Origin of the sequence: Phascolarctobacterium faecium DSM 14760, assembly GCF_003269275.1 — a bacterium.
Taxonomy (GTDB): domain Bacteria; phylum Bacillota; class Negativicutes; order Acidaminococcales; family Acidaminococcaceae; genus Phascolarctobacterium; species Phascolarctobacterium faecium.
On the sequence record NZ_QLTS01000008.1, the window covers coordinates 18302 to 40467 of the forward strand.

The window sequence follows — 22166 nt, forward strand, 5'->3', positions numbered from 1 at the left end:
GCAGGCTTTTTGATGTGAGGAAAGAATTTTTACGTAAGTTTTTGATATTTACCAGGGGCAGTTGGAATTAGGGCATTCAGTGCGGCCGTCGCCATAATAGCCGCCTCTGTGCTCGCCGCGGTATTCACCTTTATGGTGGCGGTATTTGCGGTGGCCTTCATAGTAATGGCCGCCTGCATGGTAATAGCTGCGGAAATGCTCGCGGGCAGCGTCTTTTTCGGCATCACTCATGCTGTCCCATTTGGCGCGTGCTTCTTCACGGGCTTTCTGGCGTTCTTCAGGAGTCATTTTACGCCATTCTTCACGCTGTTTTTCACGTTGTTCAAAGCGTTCTTTTTCTTCGGGCGTCATATTTTTCATGCGTTCTTCACGCCATTTGGAATATTTTTCTTCGTGTGCCTTCTGACGTTCTTCCGGGGTCATTTTTTCCCATTCAGCGCGTCTGGCTTCACGTTCCTTGACCTGCTCGTCAGTCAGCTGCGGGCCGGGGTGCATGGGGCCGCCCCAGTGACGGCCGCGTTCCATATGGTAGGGACGGCCGGGATAATTGTCGCCTTCGTCGTGGTGCAGGATCGTGCCGACACGCTCGCGCATGCTGGGTTTGGTATCGGCCTGCTCGGCCGCAAAAGCAGCGGAAGCACACAGGGCGGTGAGGACACCGGCGATAACAAGGGATTTTTTCCAGGAAGTTTTTATCATAACAACATCTCCTTTAAGATTGTGATTTGAGGTTCGTTTGACCTTGTATGCTTATTGTAGAGTAAACTTATGTCAAAATTATGACGATTTACAGACTTTTTTCTGACATTTTTATTTTAGCATGTTTGGCAGGAAGAAAGCAATTTAGCTCTTTTCAAGGAATGCTTAAAGATTTTTCCATGCATTTTTCCAGAAGCAGCTGCGCCTGGCAGCAGGCTTTACGGGTCAATGGAAAATATTTTTGAATTATGTAAATAAAGTAATTGATAATTAAAATCAATTTAGACTTGTTTTTATAAAGAGAGTAGTGTATAATCAAATTAAAGGTTAGCCAGAGCTAACTAAAACGAAAATAAACTGCGATGAGCCAAAGCTTTTGGCCAAAGGAGGATCTATATGTATAAACAATATCAGCTGCCTTATGATTATGAGGCATTAGAACCGCATATCGATGCATTGACGATGGAAACACATTATTCCAAGCATCATGCGGCGTATACTAAAAACCTGAATGACGCAGCCGAAAAAGCCGGCGTGGCAGGACGGGACATCACCGAGCTGCTGGCAAACCTGGACAGTATCGCTGACAGCGGTCTGCGTAAAGCTATCAGAAACAACGGCGGCGGTTATTATAACCACAACCTGTATTTTTCGACTATCAGCCCTGACGGCGGCGGTGAACCGGAAGGCGCGCTGGCGCAGGCACTGACCAGAGAATTCGGCGGCTTTGCCGCTTTTAAGGAACAGCTCAGCGCGCTGGCGTTAGGGCAGTTCGGTTCAGGCTGGGCCTGGCTGTCTGCGGCTGCCGGCGGCAAACTGCTGCTGTCTGCCAGCCCGAACCAGGACAACCCGATCATCGAAGGCAGCAGTTTCATGCCGATCCTGGGCATCGATGTCTGGGAACACGCTTACTACCTGAAATATAAAAATCTGCGCGCCGATTATGTGCAGGCTTTCTACAATGTTATCGACTGGAAAGCGGTAGCGGCTAATTACGAGCAGGTCCAAAACGGCTGATTATCCGGCCGATACTGAAAATAACAGAATTTATAAATCTTGAGGAGGAATCTATCATGTCTAAAAAATTATATGAAAAAATGAATCTTTATCTTGCCAATCAGGAAGTCGCTTATATCAAGCTCCATAATCTGCACTGGTATGTGAAGGGGCGCAGCTTCTTCACTCTGCATGCAAAGCTGGAGGAGCTGTATGACCGGACTGCCGAGATCATCGACGCGGTAGCTGAACGGCTGCTGGCAGTTGGTCAGGCGCCGGTCGCCAATATGAAAGAGGCTTTGGCGCTGGCGACGATCAAGGAACTGGCAGATAAGCCGATTTCTTCGGAAGAAACTGTGCAGGGGCTGATCGCCGATGTGGAATACTGGATCAGGGATACCAAAGAGATCGTGGAGCTGGCAGATGCTGCCGGCGATGGTGTGACTGCGGACCAGTTCAATGATTATTTAGGGGAATATCAAAAACTGCTGTGGATGCTCAAATCCTACATTGTCTGAAACTGAACGGATAAACTGCAACCCTCGCTGCCATAAGGCGGCGAGGGTTTTTCTATGCCCGCAGATAAATTTTGCGGATAAACATTTTTTTGACACATCTTTGTGTTATATTGATTGCAGACAAGTGCGGACCTTATAATATACTTACAGGGAGCTGAGCTGTGCGGAGAATAATTTATCCCCGTACGCCAAAATAAGTATATAATGGTAATAATACATTTACGAGGTGCAGCGATGAATAAAATTTTGATTGCTGACGATAATCAGCAGATAACTTCTATTTTAGCAAATTATGCCCGCAAAGAGGGTTTCGAGCCGTTGGTGGCTCTGGATGGACAGCAGGCGCTGGAGCTGTTTGAGCAGCATGAAAAAAATATCGACGTGGTACTGCTGGACGTGATGATGCCGAAGCTGGACGGTTTCGAAGTCTGCCGTGAGCTGCGCCGCCGGTCGATGGTGCCGATCATTATGGTCACGGCCCGCGGTGAAGATTTTGAACGGATTATGGGGCTGGATATCGGCGCTGATGATTATATCCTGAAACCTTTTTCAGCAGGCGAGGTCATGGCGCGTGTCCGCGCTATCCTGCGCCGGGTCCAGCCGCGCGAAGCCGAGCAGCAGAATCTGTACAGCGTCGGCAATCTTGTGATCGATCTGGACAAATATCTGGTCACGATCGGCGGCGCGGACGTGACGCTGACGAAAAAGGAAGTAGAGCTGCTGTGGACTTTGGCTAAAAACAGCAGTAAGGTGTTTTCGCGTGAGAACCTGCTGGACAGTATCTGGGGTTACGATTATTTCGGCGACAGCCGGACTGTGGATTCACATATCAAGCGCCTGCGGGCCAAAGTGGATAAGTTTGAACACGAGGAGTGGGAGATCAAGACCATTTGGGGCGTAGGCTACCGTTTCGAGGAGAAAGAGCATGCGCAATAAAATCGCCTGGAAGCTGACGCTGTATTTTGCAGCGGTACTGCTGATTTTTGCTTTGGTCGTGGGCGGCACCTTTATGCATTTTTTCGGCAAGCATACGCTGGATCTGAAAAAGAAAGAGATGCAGGTGCGGGCAACGAAGATCGCCGAGGTACTGCAGGATAATATGTCGCGGCTGCAGAACCGTTACGGCGGCATCGGCAGCAGCCGTTTCATCCGTTATATCGACAATATCACGATGGAAAACGTGTGGGTAGTCGATGAGAATAAAAATGTCAAAATGCACCGTGAGGACGTCGGCGCGCTGCCCGAACAGCACGGTATGATGCACGGACATAAGCGGATGCTGATGCGTCAGCAGGAGGATATAGCCGAACCTGCCAGTGATTTTGACTATAACGCTCTGTCGCCGGAAATCAAAAGAGCGGTGGAACAGGGCTTTACCGGACAGAACTTTGTCATGGAGGAGATCAATCCCGTACTGGGCGAGCTGGTGGTCACGGTAGGCGTGCCTGTCAGCGATGCCGGCGGCAAAGTCAGAGCTGTGGTGCTGCTGCATTCGCCGGTACAGGGCATGCGCGAAGCTGCCTGGGAGGGGATCAGGATCCTGATTTTATCGTGCGTCGTGGCGATGGTCCTGGTGTTTGTCCTGAGTATGCTTTTTTCGTGGAAGTTTACCAAACCGCTCAATAAGATGCGGCTGGTCGCTGAAAAGATGTCGGAGCATGATTATACGGAGCGCTGCAATATCGACCAGAAGGATGAGATCGGGCAGCTGGCCCAAACGCTGGACGGACTGGGCGAAAGACTGCTGGAAGCAGATCAGGCCAGTAAAAAGCTGGAGCAGCTGCGCCGTGATTTTATCGCGAATATTTCCCATGAACTGCGGACGCCGGTGACGGTCATCCGCGGTTCGCTGGAAGCGCTGTGTGACAGGATAGTCACCGAGCCGCAGGAGGTCGAGGATTACCACCGGCAGATGCTGGCGGAAACTTTGTTCCTGCAGCGGCTGATCAACGATCTGCTGGATCTGTCACGGCTGCAGAATACGGATTTTCCGATCGAAAAAGAACCTGTGAATTTATGCGATGTGGTGCAGGACGTAGTGCGCAGCAGTCAGCGGCTGGGACAGCAGAAAAATATTACTATCCAACTGTCCTTGGACACGCCTGTATATATCATTGAAGGCGATTATGGACGGCTGCGGCAGATGCTGCTGATCTTTTTGGACAACAGCATCAAATTTTCACCGGAACAGAGTAAAATCGAAGTTACTCTGCTCGGCAGCAGGCTGACGGTAACTGACCACGGCTGCGGCGTGAAGCAGGAAGAGCTGTCCCATGTGTTCGACCGTTTTTATAAAACGCGGGGTGAAACGAATAAGAGCGGCAGCGGTCTGGGGCTGGCGATCTCGAAGCAGATCAGCGAACGTCACGGTATCGGACTGACAATGACAAGTATACCCGGCGAGGCGACCAGCGTAGTGCTGCAGCTGCCGCCGGCTCTGAAGAAAGGAAGTACAGATTAATGAACTATGGTTGTGAAGGCAAGGTCGCCTTTATCAGCGGCGGTACGTCGGGCATCGGCAAGGCTGTGGCCGAGCTGCTGCTGAAAGACGGCGCCGAGGTGTGGCTGCTGGGACGTGATGCCGAAAAGGGTACGGAAGCGGCGGTCACACTGAGCGCTTATGGCAAAGTGCATTATGTGCAGGGCGATGTTAAAGATCTGGAAGCCTGCCGCAGTGCGGCGCAGAACGTGCGCGAGCAGCGTGAAAATATTGATCTGATCGTCAATGCGGCGGGGATCTATCAGGAACGCCGTTTGGAGAAGGTGACCGAATATGATTTTTTTTCGATCATGGACACTAATGTCAAAGGAACGATTTTTTTGACGCAGACCTTGCTGCCTCTGCTGGCGTCAGAGGGGGCGAGCATCGTGAACATTGCTTCCGACGCTGGGATCAATGGCAATTATGGCTGTCCGCTGTACTGCGCGTCCAAGGGCGCTGTCGTAGCGTTTACGAAAGCACTGGCCTTGGATCTGGCGCCGCGGGTACGGGTCAACTGTATCTGCCCGGGCGATGTGGCGACGCCGATGCTGGGCAAACAGCTGCAGCAGGCGGACGGCAGTTATACGCTGGAGGATGTGGAGCAGGCCTATCCGCTGGAACGGGTCGGGGAGCCGCTGGAGATCGCGCATGTGATCTGCTCGGTGCTGTCGCCGTTCAACAGTTTTATGACGGGCAGTATCATTCCCGTGGACGGCGGCCTGACAGCGAAGTAATTAATTGCAAATGCAGATGAAAAACAGGGACAATAACCTTTTGGTTATTGTCCCTGTGCTATTTGCTGCAGGAAGACTTCATAATTGCCGATCGCGGCAAAGAGCATAAAAAAGACGATGGCGAACAGTATGTAGCGCAGCCGTCCGACCGGTGCTGCTTCGATATGGGTGCCGCAGGCCTGATCCCAGATCGTCGAGCCGCTGTCACGCAGCACCTGCCGCGCAAACCAGGCGGGGACGAACATCATGATCGGGATGCCCAGCCACAGCCCTTTGACATAGGCCCAGAAGGTACGTTTCCAGGCTAAATTGAAATCCAGCGGCGCAGACGGTGAAACTACACGCAGTCCCAGGAAGCTTTTGCCGGCGGTAGTGCCTGAGCGGGCCAGCATAAAGGCTTCAGCGCTGATGACGACGATCAGCTGCAGCGCCGAGTAAAGAAAGATATTGTTGAGTGCGAAGATAGAATTACGGCTCAGAAGCAAAAATAAAAAACCGATCAGGAAATAATCGAACATCCGCGCCCAAAAGCGGCGCCAGCTATGATAATTGACAGGAGAGACGGTCAAATGCAGCACATCCTTTTCAGTGTGATTTGATTAGCTTGTTGCCCTCTTATTGTAACACAGAATTATTTGCAGATATAGTGTGCTATTTTATGAAAAAAAGCATATAATATAAATAAAGCTCAGTGAAATTTTATGCGTGGAAACAACGGGGTTGGAGGGATAATTATGCAGAAAAATGCACCTATCGGAGTTTTGGATTCAGGCGTCGGCGGTTTGTCGGTCTTAAAATGTCTGCAGGCGGCGCTGCCGCAGGAGGATTTTATTTATGTGGGCGATACGGCGCGTACGCCGTACGGACCCCGCAGTGAAGCCGAAGTACGCCGGTTTGTAGGTGAGATCATTGATTATCTTGACGGCCGCGGGGTGAAGCTGGTAGTTATTGCCTGCAACACGCTGACTGTTCTGGGTGTGGACACACTTAAAGGCAGCCATGCTTTTGAGATCGTGGGGATGTCGAAAGGCGCGCAGCTGGTGCTTGCCGCCAGCAGCAGGAAAAAGATCGGTGTGTTTGCCACTGAATTTACGATCAACAGCGGTGCGCATAAGGCCGCGATCCTGGCAGCTGATGACGGTGCGGATGTCTATCCTCAGGCCTGCCCGAAGTTTGTGCCGCTGATCGAAGGCGAGCAGTTTGACAGCGCCGAGGTCAGGGCTGCTGTTGCCGAATATGCGGCGCCGCTGAAGGCGGCCGGCATCGATACGCTGATTTTGTCCTGTACGCATTATCCTTTTATTCAAAAAGAGATCGAAAGCGAGTTTGGCAGTGAGGTGACTGTGATCGACCCGGCGGACGCTACCGCGCAGGATACGAAGACGGTTCTGGCTGCAGAGGGGCTTCTGCGCTCTGAAGGAGCAGGTACTTTGGAGGTCTGCTTTACCGCCGATGTGGAACGCGGCGCGCGGATCGCCGGCAGAGTGCTGCCGCAGGGGAAATGCCTTTTTAAAGAAATAAAATTATAAGCGATTCGTCGCAATTAGAAAAAATTCCTGCTATTTGAGCAAATTTGCTGAAAAATAGCAGGAATTCTGCGATTTTTGTCTAATATAAAATAAAAATAAAAACATAGAATAAGGGCAAGATTTTGCTTTTGCCAGGGATGCTGTAAAACTAATTAGCAGACCAGTGTCTCAGGAGGTTCTGTTTCCGATGCTTTGCAACCTAATCAGCCGTACGAAGGGCTGAGGACGAAGCAAAAAACGACATCGGGACATTTCGACCCGTCTTGAAACTGTCGCTATCTATGCAGAATTGTATAGAGACTTTGCCTACCGGTTTCACAAAGACGTGGAAGCGGTATTTGTATTGCTTGAAATAAGTTTGCTGTGAAAAGAAGGGTGGTTGCTGTGGAGAAAGAGAGTATTTTAAAAGATCGGACGATAGTGGGGTCTCCGCTGACGCATTTATTTTCCCTGGGGATACTGATGTTTGTTTTCTGGCTGGCGCTGTCAGGAGATTTTGCAGTTAAATTTGTCGTGTACGGACTTATCACCAGCGCGGTGGTTGCCTGGATCTGTTATCCGCTGCTGCTTTTGCCCAATGCCGACGGCACCAAAAAATATTTTGCACTTGGTGTTTCGCCGATTGCATTTTTATGCTACAGTATGTGGCTTTTGAAAGAGCTGGTGCTGGCGAATATCGATGTTGTCAAAGCGACGGTACGGCCGGAGCTCAGGATCGACCCGAAGGTGATCCGTTTCGTGTTCAGGTCGGATAACCCGATGGCGAAGGTGCTGCTGGCAAATTCCATTACGCTGACGCCAGGAACAGTAACGATGAATGTCACATCTGAGGGGATCTATGAAGTACATGCTTTGACGGAAGGCGCGGCGGAAGGACTGTTGGCCGGAGCTATGCCGCGGAAAGTAGCAGAGCTTTTCGGAGAAGAATTTGATTTTACGGTACTGAAGGGAGAGTAACGCATGCATATAATTATTGTTGCAATCATGGTTGCAGTCGTTTGTGTCATTGGTATGATGCTGCAGCGTATTTATCAGGGCCCGACAGTATATGACCGTATGAATGGCCTGGGCGTTACCGGTGCCGATACAATCCTGTTGATCATTCTGTTCGGTTATCTGGACGGACGTCCGGAAATGTATGTGGATATTGCAATGTCTTACGCACTGATCGGTTTTGTCGGTTCAGTGATCATAGCGAAATATCTGGGAGGTAAGGACGTATGATAGCGGATATCACTTTGCGTGAATTTATTGCCGGACTTTTTTTAGCCGGCGGAGCATTTTTTCTGCTGGCTTCTGCTATTGGTATGCTGCGCCTGCCCGATTTTTACTGCCGGCTGCATGCTTCCGGCAACAGCGAGACGCTGGGGGTCATGCTGTCGTTCATGGGTCTGGTCATTTATGAGGGGCTCACGCTCACTTCATTGAAAATGATCATGATTTTCCTGTTGATTTTTCTGGGCAATCCGATCGGTACCCACATCCTCAGTAAAGCAGCTTATAAATCGGGGCATCATGTCTGGACCCTGGAAGAGGATGCAAAGGAGGAGAAGAATCATGCAGATCTACCTCATTGAAGCGATATTATTGGTGTTTCTTATTGTAACGACGATCAGCGTCATTTTCTGTAAAGATATTTTGTGTGCGGCAGTTATTTACAGCGCTTTCAGTTTCTGTGCCGTACTGCTGTATCTGATGATGGGCGCGCCTGACGTAGCCTTTACAGAGGCCGTTATCGGCACGATCTCAACGATCTATTTCGTAGCCTCGCTGAAGAAAATAGACAGGTGGTGTAAATAATGCGCGGTTTAGTAACGGTTTTACTGGCAGTAATTACGGGGATGTTCTGTTCCTTTGTGACATATCTGCCGTTTATCGGTGATGTCAATTCAGCGCCGAACCAGCATGTTACGCCTGTTTACATCGAGCGCAGCGTGCAGGATACCGGGTCGCCCAATATCGTTACCGGGCTTCTGGCCGACTATAGAGGCTTTGATACGATGTGGGAAACTACGGTGATGTTTCTGGCCGGCCTGACAGTAGTAATGCTGCTGAGCAGCAGCACGATGGGCCGCAGACCGGAAAAGGAGGATGAAGACGCATGAAAAAACCTTTCGGCGGCATAGTCCTTGATACGGCGTTCCGGATTATCGTACCTTTTACTTTGATCTACGGCGTCTATGTTTTAATTTTCGGCGAGGCCGGACCCGGCGGCGGCTTCCAGGCGGGAGCATTGCTGTCGATCGGCGTGGTTTTATCCAGGCTGATCATGGGCGATCACGCTTCGTTCAATATCTCGGTAAAAAATTCGCTGGTCCTGGCCGGCGTCGGGACCTTCATCTATGCGGCTACCGGCTGGCTGGCAATGCTTAACGGCGGCAATTTCCTGGATTACAGTTATCTGCCGTTTAAAGCAGAACATACCAACGAATTACATGCTTTGGGGATTTTGTTTATTGAGATCGGGGTAACGATCTGCGTTATGATGACGATCATCAATATTCTGGATGCTGTTGTGGAAAGGGGGGACGAAAATGGGAGCGCTAAATGAGTTTTTGCAGACCAAGGGGATCTATACACTGGTCATGATCTTATTCTTTCTGGGTGTATATGGTATGGTTCTGAGTAAAAATTATATGAAAAAGCTGATGGCAATGAATGTCATGCAGGTGGCTGTAATTTTCTTTTATCTGTGCCTGGCGCAGAAAGAAGGCGGTATGATTCCTATTTTTGACCCAAATGTACCGGATGCCGCTTCCTATATCAATCCGCTGCCCCACTGTCTGATGCTGACGGCGATCGTCGTCAGTCTGGGTACAACGGGTGTGGCCATTGCTTTGCTGATGCGGATCAAAGAAGTTTACGGCTCCGTTGAAGAAGTAGAGGTTATAAGGAGGGCCAGCAAATGATCCAGCATTGTCCTGTACTGATCGTGCTGCTGCCTCTGACGGCGGCTCTGCTCTGCCTCTTATTCAGCAAGTTCAATAAGAATCTCGGTTCCTGGCTGGTCATCGGCTCGATCGCCGGTTCGCTGGCCTGCTCGCTGCAGGTACTGCATCAAACTCTGACCAGCGGCGAAGCGATCCACTACTGGATGGGCAACTGGGAACCGCCTTTGGGCATTGAGTTTGTGATCGATCCGCTGAGCGCGGTGATGGCGGTTTTGATAACCTTCATTTCGCTGATGGTTGCTGTGTACAGCAAGCCCTTTATGCGCAAGGAAGACTGGCTGCATATCGGCGGTTATTATACTTTGTACGGACTTTTGACGGTGGGCCTGTGCGGTATGGTCATCACCGGTGATATGTTCAATCTGTACGTTTATTTAGAGGTCATGTCCCTGTCCGGTTACGGGCTCATCGCCATGGGCGGTAAAAAATCCATGCTGGCAGCTTTTCGTTATATGCTGATCGGTACGATCGGCGCTTCCCTGTATCTGATTTCTGTTGCTTATCTGTATGCGATGACCGGTACTTTGAATATGGCAGATCTGGGCGAAAGGATCATGCCTTATCTCAGTTCGCCGCCGTTCGCTTTAGCGGTTGCATGTCTGTTTATCGGTTTCGGTATTAAAATGGCACTGTTCCCGCTGCACGGCTGGCAGCCGGACGCTTACAACTTTGCCCATCCCGGTTCGGCGGCCTTTATTGCCGGCGTGATGAGCAAGGTTCCTGCCTACGCAATCATTCGTTTCTTCTTTTATATTTTCGGTGTCAATAATCCGATCATCAGCACTGCCTTAACAGTTTTAGGCATTCTTGGCATCGGCGGCGTGCTGATCGGTTCGATCATGGCGCTGGCCCAGTACGACTTCCGCCGGATGCTGGCTTATTCCAGTGTGGCGCAGATCGGTTACATTGCTATCGGTCTGGCGATCGGCAATATGTATGGTTTTATCGGCGCCGTACTGCATATCATCAACCACGCTTTTATGAAAAGCGCGTTGTTTCTTGTTATCGGCGGTATCCAGTACCGTTTCGGCGAAATCAATCTGTACCGTTTAGGCGGTCTGAATAAAAAAATGACTTTAAGCACGATCACCGTTACGTTAGCGGCTTTGTCGATGGTCGGTATCCCGCCGACGGCAGGCTTTTTCAGTAAATGGTATCTGATGCTGGGAGCTTATCAGGGCGGGCAGTATTTCTATATCGTTATTCTTGTTATCAGCAGCTTGCTGAACGCCGTTTATTTCTTCCGTATTCTTGAGCAGATGTTTGTTCAGCACGAGGCATCGCTGACAGAAATCAACAGGCATGAAGGCAAGCTGGGCCTGCCGCCTGAGATGGCGATCCCGATTTTGTGTGCCGGTATCGGGATTTTAGTCCTGGGCTTCTACAGCGTGGATATTGTTGACGATATTCTCAAATCTGGACTGCCGGAGGTGTTTCTGAGATGACGATAATGGATTGCAGACCCTTCCTGGCAGTAGGCGTTTCCTTCCTCGCGGCGGTGCTGATCTCTTTCAGCCGCAGATATCCTAATGTCCGCGAAAGCTGGAGCGTTATTGCTTCATTTATTAAATTCGGCTTGATCATATCTATGGTACCGGGCGTTCTGGCGGGTGTGACCTATGAATGGACCCTGTTCCAGATCACTGATACGATCGGCTTTACCCTGCGTGCCGACAGCGCCGGTATTCTCTTTGCCTGTCTGGCTGCGCTTTTATGGATACCGATCAACTTCTATTCCATTGGTTATATGCGCTGTAACAATGAACATGAGCAAACAGGCTATTTTGCCGCTTTTGCTATCTGTATGAGCTCGGTTATGGGCATTGCTATGGCTTCTAATCTGCTGACCTTCTTCTTCTTTTACGAGCTGCTGACGATCGCCAGTTATCCGCTGGTCTTGCATAAGCGCAACGAAGAAGCTCTGCTGGCCAGCCGTAAATATCTGATCTACACTTTGATTTCCGGGCAGCTGTTTTTGGCCGGACTGGTGGCAGTTTACTGCATTTCCGGTACGATGGATTTCAAGGCAGGCGGCTTTTTGACAACGGATATGGCGCCTACCTGGCAGCTGCAGCTCATCTTCCTGATCATGATCCTGGCTGGGTCGGTAAAAGCAGCTGTCATGCCGCTGCATGGCTGGCTGCCGGCAGCGATGATCGCCCCGACGCCTGTCAGCGCTCTGCTGCATGCGGTGGCAGTTGTTAAGACCGGTGTTTTCGCTGTCCTGCGTATCATCGGCTTCGTTTTCGGGCCTAAGCTTTTGGCGGATATTGGGACTGCTGATATCCTGGCCTGGTTTGCGGCCGGCAGTATCATCATTTCCTCGCTGATCGCTATTCAGCAGGATAATCTGAAACGGCGGCTGGCCTTTTCGACGATCGGGCAGCTTTCTTATATCGTTTTAGGCGCGGCGCTGCTGTCGCCGCTCAGTATCAAAGGCGCGTATCTGCATCTGGTGGCCCATGCGGTCATGAAGATCACGCTCTTTATGTGTGCCGGTGTTATTATTGTCAGGACGCACCGCAGTAATATCAGTGAGATGTACGGTATCGGCAAAAAGATGCCGATCACGATGTGCTGCTTTACGATCGCCTCGCTGGGTATTGCCGGTATGCCGTTTCTGGTCGGCTTTATCAGTAAGTGGAACCTGGCGCTGGGCGCTTTGCAGTCCGGCAAGCCCTTATATGTTGCAGTACTGATCGCAAGCGCGATGCTGGCGCTTACTTATTTGATGCCGGTCTGTCAAATGGCGTATTTTAAAAGGGACCCGCAGGAACAATTCCGTACTTATGGTGAGATCAGCTACAGAATGCTGCTGCCGATCTGTTTCACAACGATTCTGGCGCTTGTTTTAGGCGTGATGCCGGAAATATCCCCGAATTTCTACGCAATGGCTTCGCAGGCAGCAGATAGTATCTGCCAGGGCTGGACTGGAGGTGGCTGGTGATGAAGCTGACAAAAACTGCTTTGTATAAGCTGGTTCTTATAGTAGCGGTGCTTGCCGCTGTCCTGGAGTTTTTCTTCGCTCATCCTCATTATCACGAATGGTGGAACACTACCCCGGGTTTTAATCTGCTGTTTGGTTTTGCAGGCTGCTGGCTGTTGATTTTTGTAGCTAAAATAGTTATGACGCCGCTGCTGCAGCGTCCGGAAGATTATTATGATGACGGAGGTGACGATGACGATGAGTAATCTGCACCCCGGTTTTATCCTGATCGCTGTCGGATTGATAGCATTGTTTGTTCCTAAAAGTCTGCGCCGGCCGGTGCTTGCGGCAGGTCCGCTTTTGGGATTAGGCGCGGTGCTGACGCTGGCGCCGGGCACGAATGCGACGCTGCCCTTTATCAACGGGATCACGCTGCATTATCTCCATGTAGACGCGCTCAGCTGGATCTTCGCCCTGATTTTCTGTATGATGGCGGCTATCGGCGGTATCTATGCCTGCCATAACAGTAACAGGATGGAAGCCTTCTGTTCGATGACTTATGCCGGCAGCGCGCTGGGCGTAACTTTAGCCCAGGACTGGCTGACTCTGATCTTCTTTTCGGAGCTGATGGCGGCTACTTCGCTGTTTCTTATCTGGTGTAAAAAAACTCCTGCTTCGCGGCAGGCTGGTTATCGGTATTTATTAGTGCATATGTTCGGCGGCAATCTGCTGCTGGCCGGTATTTTCTTAAAGGTCAGCGCCGGAGATTATTTAGTTATGCCGCTGGCACAGGGACCATGGGATACTGCCTTCTGGCTGATCTGTCTCGGAATTTCCATCAATGCGGCCGTAGTGCCGCTGCACGCCTGGCTGGTTGACGCTTACCCCGAAGGTACGGTCACCGGCAGCGTTTTTCTGAGTTCGTTCACTACTAAAGTCGCTGTTTATTGTCTGATCCGTATTTTTGCAGGCACTGACTTCCTGATCTGGTTCGGTGTGCTGATGGCTTTATACGGAGCCTGCTATGCGATCATGGAAAATGATATGCGGCGTCTGCTTTCTTACCACATCGTCAGCCAGGTCGGCTTTATGGTCGCCGGCGTAGGATTGGGAACGGCTATGGCGCTGAACGGCGCAACAGCGCATGCTTTCAGCCATATCCTTTATAAATCACTGCTCTTTATGTGTGCCGGCGCGATCATTTATGCGACTGGTATCCGCAAAATCAACCAGCTGGGCGGTCTTGCTAAAAAGATGCCGTTTACGTTCTGGTGCTTTGTGATCGCTGCCCTTTCGATTTCCGGTGTGCCGCTGTTCAACGGCTTCATCAGTAAATCCATCACGATCAGCGCCGCCGCTGCTGCCCATTACGGTTCTGTTGAGCTGCTGCTGCAGCTGGCTGGTGTCGGTACGTTTTTATCCATCGCCCTCAAGATGATCTACTTCATCTTCCTGGCGCCTGACAACGGCGTGGTCATCAAACGTGAAGTTCCGAAGAATATGTATGTAGCCATGGGTATCGGCGCGACTCTGTGCGTGTTATACGGCGTTTATCCCGAACTTTTGTACAGGTATCTGCCCTTTACGATGGAACCATACCATCCCTTTACGGTCGACCATATTACCCAGTCTATAGAAATGCTGGGAATGGCGATGCTGCCGTTTATGATGTATCTGCCAAAAATGGCGCCGCATACAGCTTTATCACTGGATACGGACTGGTTTTACCGGAAGCCTTTTGCGGGCATCGTGACCGGGCTGTCTTATCTGTGCTGTGCAGTAAGCCGGGCGCTTGGCAATACCTGGGAGGTATTATATGAAAAATCCATGGAGCTGAGTCATAACCCAATGGAATTTTTGGATGCCAAGCCTTTGCGCAACAGTCCCAAATATAATCCGGAAAATTACCGCACTTCGATCGCCGATCCGATCATGATAACATTAACAATATTATTCTGTTCTCTGTGTTATTTTATGGCGATCATTTAATAAAAAATAACGAACCGTACCAGTATTTAAAGCCGGTACGGTTTTTTATTGACTAAATCCCGCTGCTGGCGTACAATGAAAGCTATTGATATTTAAAGGAGTGCAGTTTATGCAGCTTTCATTTCGCCTGGGCGTGATATTCATTCTGCTGGCAGCAGCAGCCTGGGGGCTGGGCGGCGTTGCCGGCCAGTTTTTATTTCAATTTTATGATGTAGGCGCTCCCTGGCTCATCGCGGTAAGACAGATCATTGCCGGCGTGGTCTTTTTAGGCTATCTGCTGTGCCGCGGCGAGAATATCTGGGCAGTGCTGCAGGATAAAGAAGATCGTAAAGATCTGCTGGCATTTTCTTTTCTGGGATTGTTAGGGGCACAGTTTGGTTTTTATTACACGATCTCACTGTGCAATGCGGCTACTGCTACAGTACTGCAATATACGGCGCCGATCTTTGTCATGCTGTGGATGTCCTGGAAAAACCGCTGCCTGCCGGAAGGGCGTGAGTTCGTCGGTATTTTTTTTGCTCTGGCCGGAGTTTTTCTGATCGCTACTCACGGCAGCCTGGATTCGGTGGTATTGTCGCCGGCGGCGCTGACCATTGGGATAATTTCTGCTATTTCCCTGGCGTTTTATACAGTTATGCCGTTTCGGCTGCTGCAAAAATATTCGACGACTTTGATCATTGGCTGGGGACAATTTTTATCAGGCGGATTTCTCTGTATCTTCATCAATCCTTTTGAGCCCAGCGGCCATTGGGATGGTGCGGCAGTCGCTGCTATGGTCTATCTGATCCTGGGGGCTACGGTACTGAGCTACAGTGTTTTTTTAGTGGGCTTAAAAGTAGTAGGCGCTACTAAAGCCAGTCTTATTTCCTGTGCCGAACCTTTAGCTTCGATCATTGCCGTAGTACTGTGGCTGAAAACGCCTCTGACGCTGGAGGATCTGGTCGGGATGACCTGCATTATTTTAACCGTGGTTTTATTGTCACTGCCTAAAAAATAAATTAAAAAAATACATGGACGGAGCTTTCCGTCCTTTTTTATTTGTCATAGTCTATGGTACAATAGAGTTAACAAAAATAAAGGAGTTGATTGTATGAGCATAAGTCATTATTCCTATAAATATGGTCATGGCAGTAAAGAGTTTTCTCTGGAGTCCGACCGTGTTATCAAAGAGGTCACAGTGGCCAAAATGCCATTGCTGGAGGATGTCAAAGCGGCGATTTTAGATGCCGTCTATCATCCTATCGGCAGTGCGCCAATCAACGAACTGGTCAAACCGGGACAGAAGATTGCCTTTATCTGCAATGATCCGACACGTGTGGCCAACAGTTTTGTCTTTATGCCCATTCTGGTCAACGAAATGAATAAGCTGGGTATCAAGGACGAGGATATGCATATCGTTTTTGCCTTAGGCACGCATCGTAATATGACTCATGAAGAAATGGTCGAAGCCGTCGGTGCAGAGGTGGCAGGGCGTTTAAAAATGTATAACAGTGATGCCAAGGTCAGTGAGGATTTTGAGTATTTCGGTGATACCTCCCGCGGTACGCCGGTCTGGCTCAATAAGCATATCTGTCATGTAGATCACGTTATTATGACTGGAACGATCGTACATCATTATTTCAGTGGTTACGGCGGCGGACGGAAAGCCATTCTGCCGGGTGTTGCAGCTATGGAAACCGTACGTGTCAACCACAGCTTTATGCTGGATCCTAATGCAGGTCTGGGTAAAACTGTCGGCAATCCTGTTTATGAAGACCAAATGGAAGGTGTGGCCATGTTTGCCAAAAACCATTCCGTATTTCTTTTTAATGCGATCCTGAATGCTCAGCATGAATTTTTAAAGATTTTTGCCGGTGATTATGTAAAAGCACATCAGGAAGCCTGCAAATTCGTCGATCAGGTCTACGGTGTCGAGATCCCGCAGGCGGCAGATCTGGTTATCGCCAGCTGCGGCGGTTATCCCAAGGATATCAATGTATATCAGCTGCAGAAAACAATGGATAATGCCTGGTGTGCTGTGCGCGAAGGCGGGGTAGTGATCATTATCGGCGAATGTGAAGAAGGCAGCGGTTCGAAGGTGCTGGAAGAAACCTGCAAACGTTTGGGAACGGCAGACGCTATCAAAGCCGACTTGGAAAAACATTTTGAGATCGGTGCCAATAAAGCTTTCGCGGTAACACGTCTTACCAAAAAAGCAAAGTTTATTTTAGTTTCGTCACTGGACAAAGAGCTGGCGCATGATATGCTGTTCGAAGCAGTGCCTACCGTGGAAGAAGCTCTGGCTGAAGCCGAAAAAGTAATTGGCAATGACTATAATATTATTCTGATGCCTGAAGGCAGCTTAACGGTACCACTTCTTCCAGCTTAAAGACAATAGTTTAAATATCAATTTAATTTGTGTTTTTATAACTTATGCCTATATTTAAAAACGATTACAAATATTTTTATGCAAGAAAGTATTGCTTTAGCCTGAGGTTTAAGTTATAATAAATTCTGCGAATGTATTCTTAGATATTAAAAAAACTATTGCCTGCTGTATCTGCAATTTCGTAAATGCAGATTAAATTAAAAGGAGTTGTGAAGAAATGAACATTGATTACAAAGCTATTGGGGTCAGAATCAAAGCTGCCCGTGCGCGTAAAGGCGTTACCCAAGGCTATATCGCAGAAGTGACCGGTCTGTCTACACCGCATATCAGTAATATTGAAACAGGAAATACTAAATTAGGCCTGCCTACGATTATTCATCTGGCTAATGTTCTGGATGTTTCCGTAGACGAGCTCCTCTGTGATAATATTCACCGCAGCGAGAAGATTTTCCAAAATGAGCTGGCAGAATTATTGCAGGGCTGCGACGCCCATGAGCTGCATCTGATTACTGAACTGGCCAAGGTTGTTAAGAAAAACAGTTTGGACGGAGTGAAAAAAACCAGAGGCCGCAAACCGAAAAATAAAATCTGAGCAAAGCTTTTTAAACCTGCATTTCCAAAACCTTTATGTTATAATATAAATATCAGTAAAAGCTGTAGTGAAAAGGTGGACGGAAGTTATGGATAAATTTGTTCAAACAGAATTAGAAGGTGCCGGCGTTAATGTCGAAGAAACTTTAAGACGTTTTATGAATAATGAAATGCTGATGATAAAGTTTCTGAGAAAATTTGTTGACGACGAAAATATGAATAAACTGCGTACACTCATCGCTGATAAACATTATAATGAGGTACTGCCTGTAGCGCATACGCTGAAAGGCGTCAGTGGAAATCTTGGTCTTATTAAACTATATGAGATTTTTTCCAGAATGTGTCAGGACTGCCGTAATGATCAGTATGAAGATTTGGACGGGCTGTTCGCTCAGGCTGAAGCAAATTATTCTAAAGTCGTAGAGGCGATTAAAAAAATTTAAATGCCAGACCCGGAATTTATTCCGGGTCTTTTTTTATGTTTTAAGGATTTTTAATTAAAGCTATTGCCAAGTAACATTTGATAAAGTATAATAAAGCAACAAGAGTATTGAAAAATAGGAAACCGCTAAAAATAATTGTTATTGATAATTTAAAGGGGCATTTGCGGAGGGAAAGTATGCAGCTGAACGTTACTACTGACTATGCCATAAGAATAGTTTTGTATTTGGCAATCAAAAAAGAGATCACTACATCAAAAGAAATCGGAGCCGCGATGGGGATTCCGAAAAATTATGTACTGAAAATAACTCATAAGCTGGTAGAGGCTGGAATCATTGAAAGACTGGTAGGAGCGCAGGGCGGCTTTTCGCTGGCACAGAAAATAGATGATATCACTTTATTGGATATCCTCAATATCATGGAACCGACAATGAGGGTTAACCGTTGTCTGGAAGAGGATAAATTCTGCAGCCGTTATGCTACTGAAAATTGTCCGGTCCGCGGGTTTTACTGCAAGCTGCAGGAAGAACTGGAAAAAAGTTTAAAGAAAATGACGATTAAAAGGTTGCTGGCAGACGCAAATTGAAATTTGTTGTTAAAGAAACTTATAACTGAATATGGATATTTAGGCGGAGTATAAAATATTCCGTTTGAATAACTCCCCGGTTACCCGTTTTGTTTTTTTAAGCAAAACGGGTAGCTTTTTTTATGCGCCGTTGAAAAACGGCGCTTTATTTTTGAGCTTGGTTAAAGTCAGATTGGTACCAGTTGCAAGACTTTCAGACAAGCGTATGCAATTACAACAAAAATGTCTTGCGGGGGGGACAAATATGATAGTATAATGTAAATTAAAGAATAAGAATAAAAATAGCAATACAATATATTAATAAAATATTAAGGAAAAATATTAACAAACAGATAAACAATATAGCGGATAAGTGAAAGGAAGCGATAAACTGGCCAAAACATAAACTTATCACTATAAGTTTATATAAAAAATCAAAGGGGAGATAAAAATGGATAACAAGAAAGCTTTAAGAATGGCGGTCACACTGGCGATAATAAATATGCCGCTTTTAGCGCAGGCCGCAGATGTAAGTCCCGTAAGGATTACAGACGGCAGTACCTACACGATGACAGCTGATTCTGTAATAAATACCGGTTCTAATACAACAGGTATTTTTGTCGGGTATAAAGATGGCGGTACGATTGTTGGCGATAATGTCACCGTTACCAGCGACGGCTATGGTATCCAAATCCAGACTTATGCTACAGGGGGCGTTGCAGGCAGCGGCGATTGTAGTATTAAGCTTGGTAAAACGATCGTTGAGGCTAAATCTTCTGCGGTACGTGTAGACTCAAGCAGCTATGGTCAAAAGGCGACAGTTATTTTAGGTGCCGGCAGTATTTTAAATTCATCAGCTAATTCTGCTGTGTACGTTACGGGTAAAGATTCTCTGCTCCAAATAGGCGATGGCAGTACAGTTACCGGCAACAGTTATGGTGCTACAGGGGCAGCGCTTGCTTCCTCCAGCGGCGGTAAGATTGAAATCGGCAACGGTGTTACGATAGGGCACGATAATATCAGAGGCTATGATGTCAACAGCATTGCGGTATTATCGATGGATGGCAATGCGAGCCAAGGCCAAAGTAATATTACAATCGGCGACGACAGTACGATTTATGCCAAAGGGAAAGGTTATGGCGCAAATGCCGTTCAGGCGGGCTATTTATCATATACTGGTTTTAACGGTGTTGGTACTAAACAGGGGAGCTCCGGACAGATAAGTGTAGGCGATAAGGCAACTATCTGGACGGAAGGGGACGAGTCCTTTGCTGTCTATGGTATCCATGCCGATTCCACGCTTTATGTTGGCAAAGATGCCGAGATCAGTACTCAGGGCGATAAGGCTTCGGCTGTCCGCGGCGGCAATATTACTAAAGTATATGATTTTACTGCTGCCGGCGGCAAAATCACTATTGATGAAGGGGCAGAAATCAAAACTCTGGGGGATCAGTCACATGGTGTAGACGCCCGTTATGACGGCACTCTGATCGAATTAAAAAAAGACGCGGTCATAACGACAGTTGGCAGTGAGTCTCATGGCGTAACGGCGCTTGCCGGCGGCACGGTAATTTTACAGGACGCTGCTGTTACTGTGGATTCAACAAAAGATGCTTATGCTTTCAGTGCGGAAGGTAAAGATAGTGATACAGCTGCCGTCAGTACTATTACCGGCAGTGGTGTTTATAATATTGTCGGCGATATCAGGGCTGCGGACGGCGGCATTCTTACATTAGATCTGGCAGAAGGTTCGCGGTTTGAGGGAAAGGCTGTGCTCGACAGCGGCAATGATTCACAGAGCACCTTAACTATGGCTAAAAACTCGCTGTGGACTTTGACTGGCAATTCACAGCTCAACAGTTTGCAGAATGAACAGTCTGTGATCGATATGACTGGCGATAATAAGGCTTTCAGTACGCTGTCTGTGGAAACGCTGACAGGTAACGGTGGGACGATCATTATGGATATTGATGGTTCCCAGGTTGATGCCAGTGATAAAATTTATGTCACAGGTGATTTCAGCGGAAGCCAGACACTGTCACTGAAGGAGATAAATGGACTCGACAGTGATCCGGGAATAGGCCAGGCGGCAGAAAATACTGTTTTAGCCAGTGTCAACGGCAGCGGTACTTTTACGGCTGATGATCAGGAAGGCACTTTGTACTGGCAGCGTTATGAGCTGGGACAAAAAGACAGTGCTGCTTCCGGTTATACGACAGACTGGTATTTGAAAGGCATTACAAATCTTAACCTGCCGACAACCAGTGTAGAGGCTATCGCTGCTTCGGGAGCACTGGCTTATCATACCTGGCGCGACCATGATCAGCTGCTGCAGCGGCTGGGAGATCTGCGCCAGCATGGTAGAGAGGAAGAGGGCGTCTGGGTAAGGGTCAAAGGCGGTAAGCTGAGCCGCAGTGACCAGTTTGAATTTGAGAATAAATACACACAGTATGAGCTTGGCTATGACCAAAAATTGAAGTCAACGCCGGCGTATACGCGTTATGCTGGTATTTCCTTCAGCTATTTGGATGGCGACAGCAGTTACAGCAGCGGTAGCGGCGAGAATAAAGTTAAAGCTTTAAATATTTACGGCACGCAGATCGGTGCTAAGGGCCATTACCTTGATTTAGTGTTGAAATACAGTCAGCTCGATAATGATTTTAAGGTTTTTGATACCTCCGGCAATAAGATCACCGGCGACTATGACCAAAATGGATTATCGATAAGCGCGGAATATGGGCGCAAAAACAATCTGAAAAATAATTGGTATATCGAACCGCAGGCCCAGCTCACTTTTGGCAGGCTGCGCGGAACTGACTACACCACAAGCAATGGCATCAGGGTAGATCAGGATGGAATCGACAGTTTTGTGGGACGTATTGGTTTCAATATTGGTAAAGATATCAATGAAAAAACTAATATATACTTGAAAGCTAATCTGATGCATGAATTTGGCAGCGGCTATAATGCCTCAATGGTTGATGCCAGCGGTACAAAAGCAAGACTGGATCGTAATTTTGATGATACCTGGTTTGAATATGGCTTAGGCGCAGCAGTGCAGACTGGTAAAAACAATTACTTCTATGTTGATGTCGAGCGCAGTGCCGGCAGTGATTATAAAAAAGACTGGCAGTGGAATGTCGGCGCCAGATGGAGTTTCTAAATAGTTGCTTTGATTTTCGGCAAGGTGTTGCAACCCTCCAGCTTGCTTGAGAATATCCCCAGCCTCCGTTCCATTTTTATGGAACGGAGGTTTGTTTATCGACGGGCAGTAATTAAAATCCTGCTGAGAAAATGAGCTGTTGCAAACAGGGTATATTGACAGCACTTGCCGGGTTGCGTTATACTATATGGCAGAGCTTATTATGCTCTGAACC

25 protein-coding genes are annotated in these 22166 nt (G+C 48.2%); 23 read left to right on the plus strand and 2 right to left on the minus strand.

The annotated features are described in order from the left end of the window. Window positions 1-48: 48 nt before the first annotated feature. Window positions 49-699 carry a hypothetical protein gene (locus C8D73_RS08605; RefSeq protein ID WP_113077931.1) on the minus strand — a complete coding sequence of 217 codons (651 nt, stop codon included), beginning with the start codon at window positions 697-699 and terminating at the stop codon, window positions 49-51. Window positions 700-1095: 396 nt separating this feature from the next. On the opposite strand from C8D73_RS08605, the gene C8D73_RS08610 reads away from it, so the two are divergent. The 5 genes from C8D73_RS08610 (at window position 1096) to C8D73_RS08630 (ending at window position 5429) form a co-directional block, all read left to right on the plus strand. Beyond that, the gene (locus C8D73_RS08610) at window positions 1096-1716 is read left to right on the plus strand and encodes a superoxide dismutase (RefSeq protein ID WP_113077932.1); all 621 of its coding nucleotides are present in this window, start codon (window positions 1096-1098) and stop codon (window positions 1714-1716) included. Between the two features lie 56 nt (window positions 1717-1772). After that, entirely contained in the window at window positions 1773-2213 is a 441-nt protein-coding gene (locus C8D73_RS08615; RefSeq protein ID WP_113077933.1) for a Dps family protein, read from the plus strand. Window positions 2214-2447: 234 nt separating this feature from the next. Then, window positions 2448-3149: a response regulator transcription factor gene (locus C8D73_RS08620; protein ID WP_021717462.1), complete on the plus strand. Its 702-nt coding sequence runs from the start codon at window positions 2448-2450 to the stop codon at window positions 3147-3149. Continuing rightward, window positions 3139-4674, plus strand: coding sequence for a sensor histidine kinase (locus tag C8D73_RS08625; protein ID WP_113077934.1), 1536 nt, complete (start codon window positions 3139-3141; stop codon window positions 4672-4674). The genes C8D73_RS08620 and C8D73_RS08625 overlap by 11 nt, the downstream gene beginning before the upstream one ends. Next, the gene (locus tag C8D73_RS08630) at window positions 4674-5429 is read left to right on the plus strand and encodes an SDR family NAD(P)-dependent oxidoreductase (protein ID WP_046431098.1); all 756 of its coding nucleotides are present in this window, start codon (window positions 4674-4676) and stop codon (window positions 5427-5429) included. Before C8D73_RS08625 ends, C8D73_RS08630 begins: the two co-directional genes overlap by 1 nt. A 44-nt stretch (window positions 5430-5473) precedes the next feature. Here C8D73_RS08630 and C8D73_RS08635 read toward each other — a convergent pair whose 3' ends face one another. Next, the gene (locus C8D73_RS08635) at window positions 5474-5998 is read right to left on the minus strand and encodes an RDD family protein (protein ID WP_146739225.1); all 525 of its coding nucleotides are present in this window, start codon (window positions 5996-5998) and stop codon (window positions 5474-5476) included. 165 nt (window positions 5999-6163) lie between these two features. On the opposite strand from C8D73_RS08635, the gene murI reads away from it, so the two are divergent. The 18 genes from murI to C8D73_RS08725 all read left to right on the plus strand — a co-directional run bounded on the left by murI (window position 6164) and on the right by C8D73_RS08725 (window position 21952). Beyond that, on the plus strand, window positions 6164-6958 hold the full coding sequence (gene murI, locus C8D73_RS08640; RefSeq protein ID WP_021717466.1) for a glutamate racemase: 795 nt from the start codon (window positions 6164-6166) through the stop codon (window positions 6956-6958). A 384-nt stretch (window positions 6959-7342) separates the two neighbouring features. After that, complete coding sequence (locus tag C8D73_RS08645; protein ID WP_113077936.1) at window positions 7343-7915, plus strand: Na+/H+ antiporter subunit E; 573 nt, start codon at window positions 7343-7345, stop codon at window positions 7913-7915. Window positions 7916-7918: 3 nt separating this feature from the next. After that, window positions 7919-8182 (plus strand): MrpF/PhaF family protein, encoded by a 264-nt coding sequence (locus tag C8D73_RS08650; RefSeq protein ID WP_021717468.1) that lies wholly within the window; start codon window positions 7919-7921, stop codon window positions 8180-8182. Further along, window positions 8179-8535 carry a monovalent cation/H(+) antiporter subunit G gene (gene mnhG / locus C8D73_RS08655; RefSeq protein ID WP_021717469.1) on the plus strand — a complete coding sequence of 119 codons (357 nt, stop codon included), beginning with the start codon at window positions 8179-8181 and terminating at the stop codon, window positions 8533-8535. The genes C8D73_RS08650 and mnhG overlap by 4 nt, the downstream gene beginning before the upstream one ends. Further along, complete coding sequence (locus C8D73_RS08660) at window positions 8516-8758, plus strand: Na(+)/H(+) antiporter subunit B (protein WP_021717470.1); 243 nt, start codon at window positions 8516-8518, stop codon at window positions 8756-8758. Before mnhG ends, C8D73_RS08660 begins: the two co-directional genes overlap by 20 nt. Continuing rightward, window positions 8758-9063 carry a hydrogen gas-evolving membrane-bound hydrogenase subunit E gene (gene mbhE, locus C8D73_RS08665; RefSeq protein WP_021717471.1) on the plus strand — a complete coding sequence of 102 codons (306 nt, stop codon included), beginning with the start codon at window positions 8758-8760 and terminating at the stop codon, window positions 9061-9063. The genes C8D73_RS08660 and mbhE overlap by 1 nt, the downstream gene beginning before the upstream one ends. After that, window positions 9060-9509 carry an MnhB domain-containing protein gene (locus C8D73_RS08670; RefSeq protein ID WP_021717472.1) on the plus strand — a complete coding sequence of 150 codons (450 nt, stop codon included), beginning with the start codon at window positions 9060-9062 and terminating at the stop codon, window positions 9507-9509. The genes mbhE and C8D73_RS08670 overlap by 4 nt, the downstream gene beginning before the upstream one ends. After that, a complete protein-coding gene (locus C8D73_RS08675; RefSeq protein ID WP_021717473.1) occupies window positions 9493-9867 on the plus strand; it encodes a sodium:proton antiporter in 375 nt (124 codons plus the stop codon). The genes C8D73_RS08670 and C8D73_RS08675 overlap by 17 nt, the downstream gene beginning before the upstream one ends. Further along, on the plus strand, window positions 9864-11354 hold the full coding sequence (locus tag C8D73_RS08680) for a complex I subunit 5 family protein (protein ID WP_021717474.1): 1491 nt from the start codon (window positions 9864-9866) through the stop codon (window positions 11352-11354). The genes C8D73_RS08675 and C8D73_RS08680 overlap by 4 nt, the downstream gene beginning before the upstream one ends. Beyond that, the gene (locus tag C8D73_RS08685; protein WP_113077937.1) at window positions 11351-12856 is read left to right on the plus strand and encodes a monovalent cation/H+ antiporter subunit D family protein; all 1506 of its coding nucleotides are present in this window, start codon (window positions 11351-11353) and stop codon (window positions 12854-12856) included. The genes C8D73_RS08680 and C8D73_RS08685 overlap by 4 nt, the downstream gene beginning before the upstream one ends. After that, on the plus strand, window positions 12856-13101 hold the full coding sequence (locus C8D73_RS08690; RefSeq protein ID WP_021717476.1) for a hypothetical protein: 246 nt from the start codon (window positions 12856-12858) through the stop codon (window positions 13099-13101). Before C8D73_RS08685 ends, C8D73_RS08690 begins: the two co-directional genes overlap by 1 nt. Further along, window positions 13070-14824, plus strand: a complete 1755-nt coding sequence (locus tag C8D73_RS08695; RefSeq protein ID WP_113077938.1) for a Na(+)/H(+) antiporter subunit D — start codon at window positions 13070-13072, stop codon at window positions 14822-14824. The genes C8D73_RS08690 and C8D73_RS08695 overlap by 32 nt, the downstream gene beginning before the upstream one ends. A gap of 109 nt (window positions 14825-14933) precedes the next feature. Next, complete coding sequence (locus tag C8D73_RS08700) at window positions 14934-15821, plus strand: DMT family transporter (protein ID WP_021717478.1); 888 nt, start codon at window positions 14934-14936, stop codon at window positions 15819-15821. 93 nt (window positions 15822-15914) lie between these two features. After that, on the plus strand, window positions 15915-17192 hold the full coding sequence (locus C8D73_RS08705) for a nickel-dependent lactate racemase family protein (RefSeq protein ID WP_021717479.1): 1278 nt from the start codon (window positions 15915-15917) through the stop codon (window positions 17190-17192). A 217-nt stretch (window positions 17193-17409) separates the two neighbouring features. Next, window positions 17410-17784, plus strand: coding sequence for a helix-turn-helix domain-containing protein (locus C8D73_RS08710; protein WP_021717480.1), 375 nt, complete (start codon window positions 17410-17412; stop codon window positions 17782-17784). Between the two features lie 88 nt (window positions 17785-17872). After that, on the plus strand, window positions 17873-18226 hold the full coding sequence (locus C8D73_RS08715; RefSeq protein ID WP_046431111.1) for an Hpt domain-containing protein: 354 nt from the start codon (window positions 17873-17875) through the stop codon (window positions 18224-18226). Between the two features lie 176 nt (window positions 18227-18402). After that, complete coding sequence (locus C8D73_RS08720) at window positions 18403-18810, plus strand: RrF2 family transcriptional regulator (protein ID WP_021717482.1); 408 nt, start codon at window positions 18403-18405, stop codon at window positions 18808-18810. A 430-nt stretch (window positions 18811-19240) separates the two neighbouring features. Continuing rightward, entirely contained in the window at window positions 19241-21952 is a 2712-nt protein-coding gene (locus tag C8D73_RS08725) for an autotransporter family protein (protein WP_113077939.1), read from the plus strand. Window positions 21953-22166: the final 214 nt, after the last annotated feature.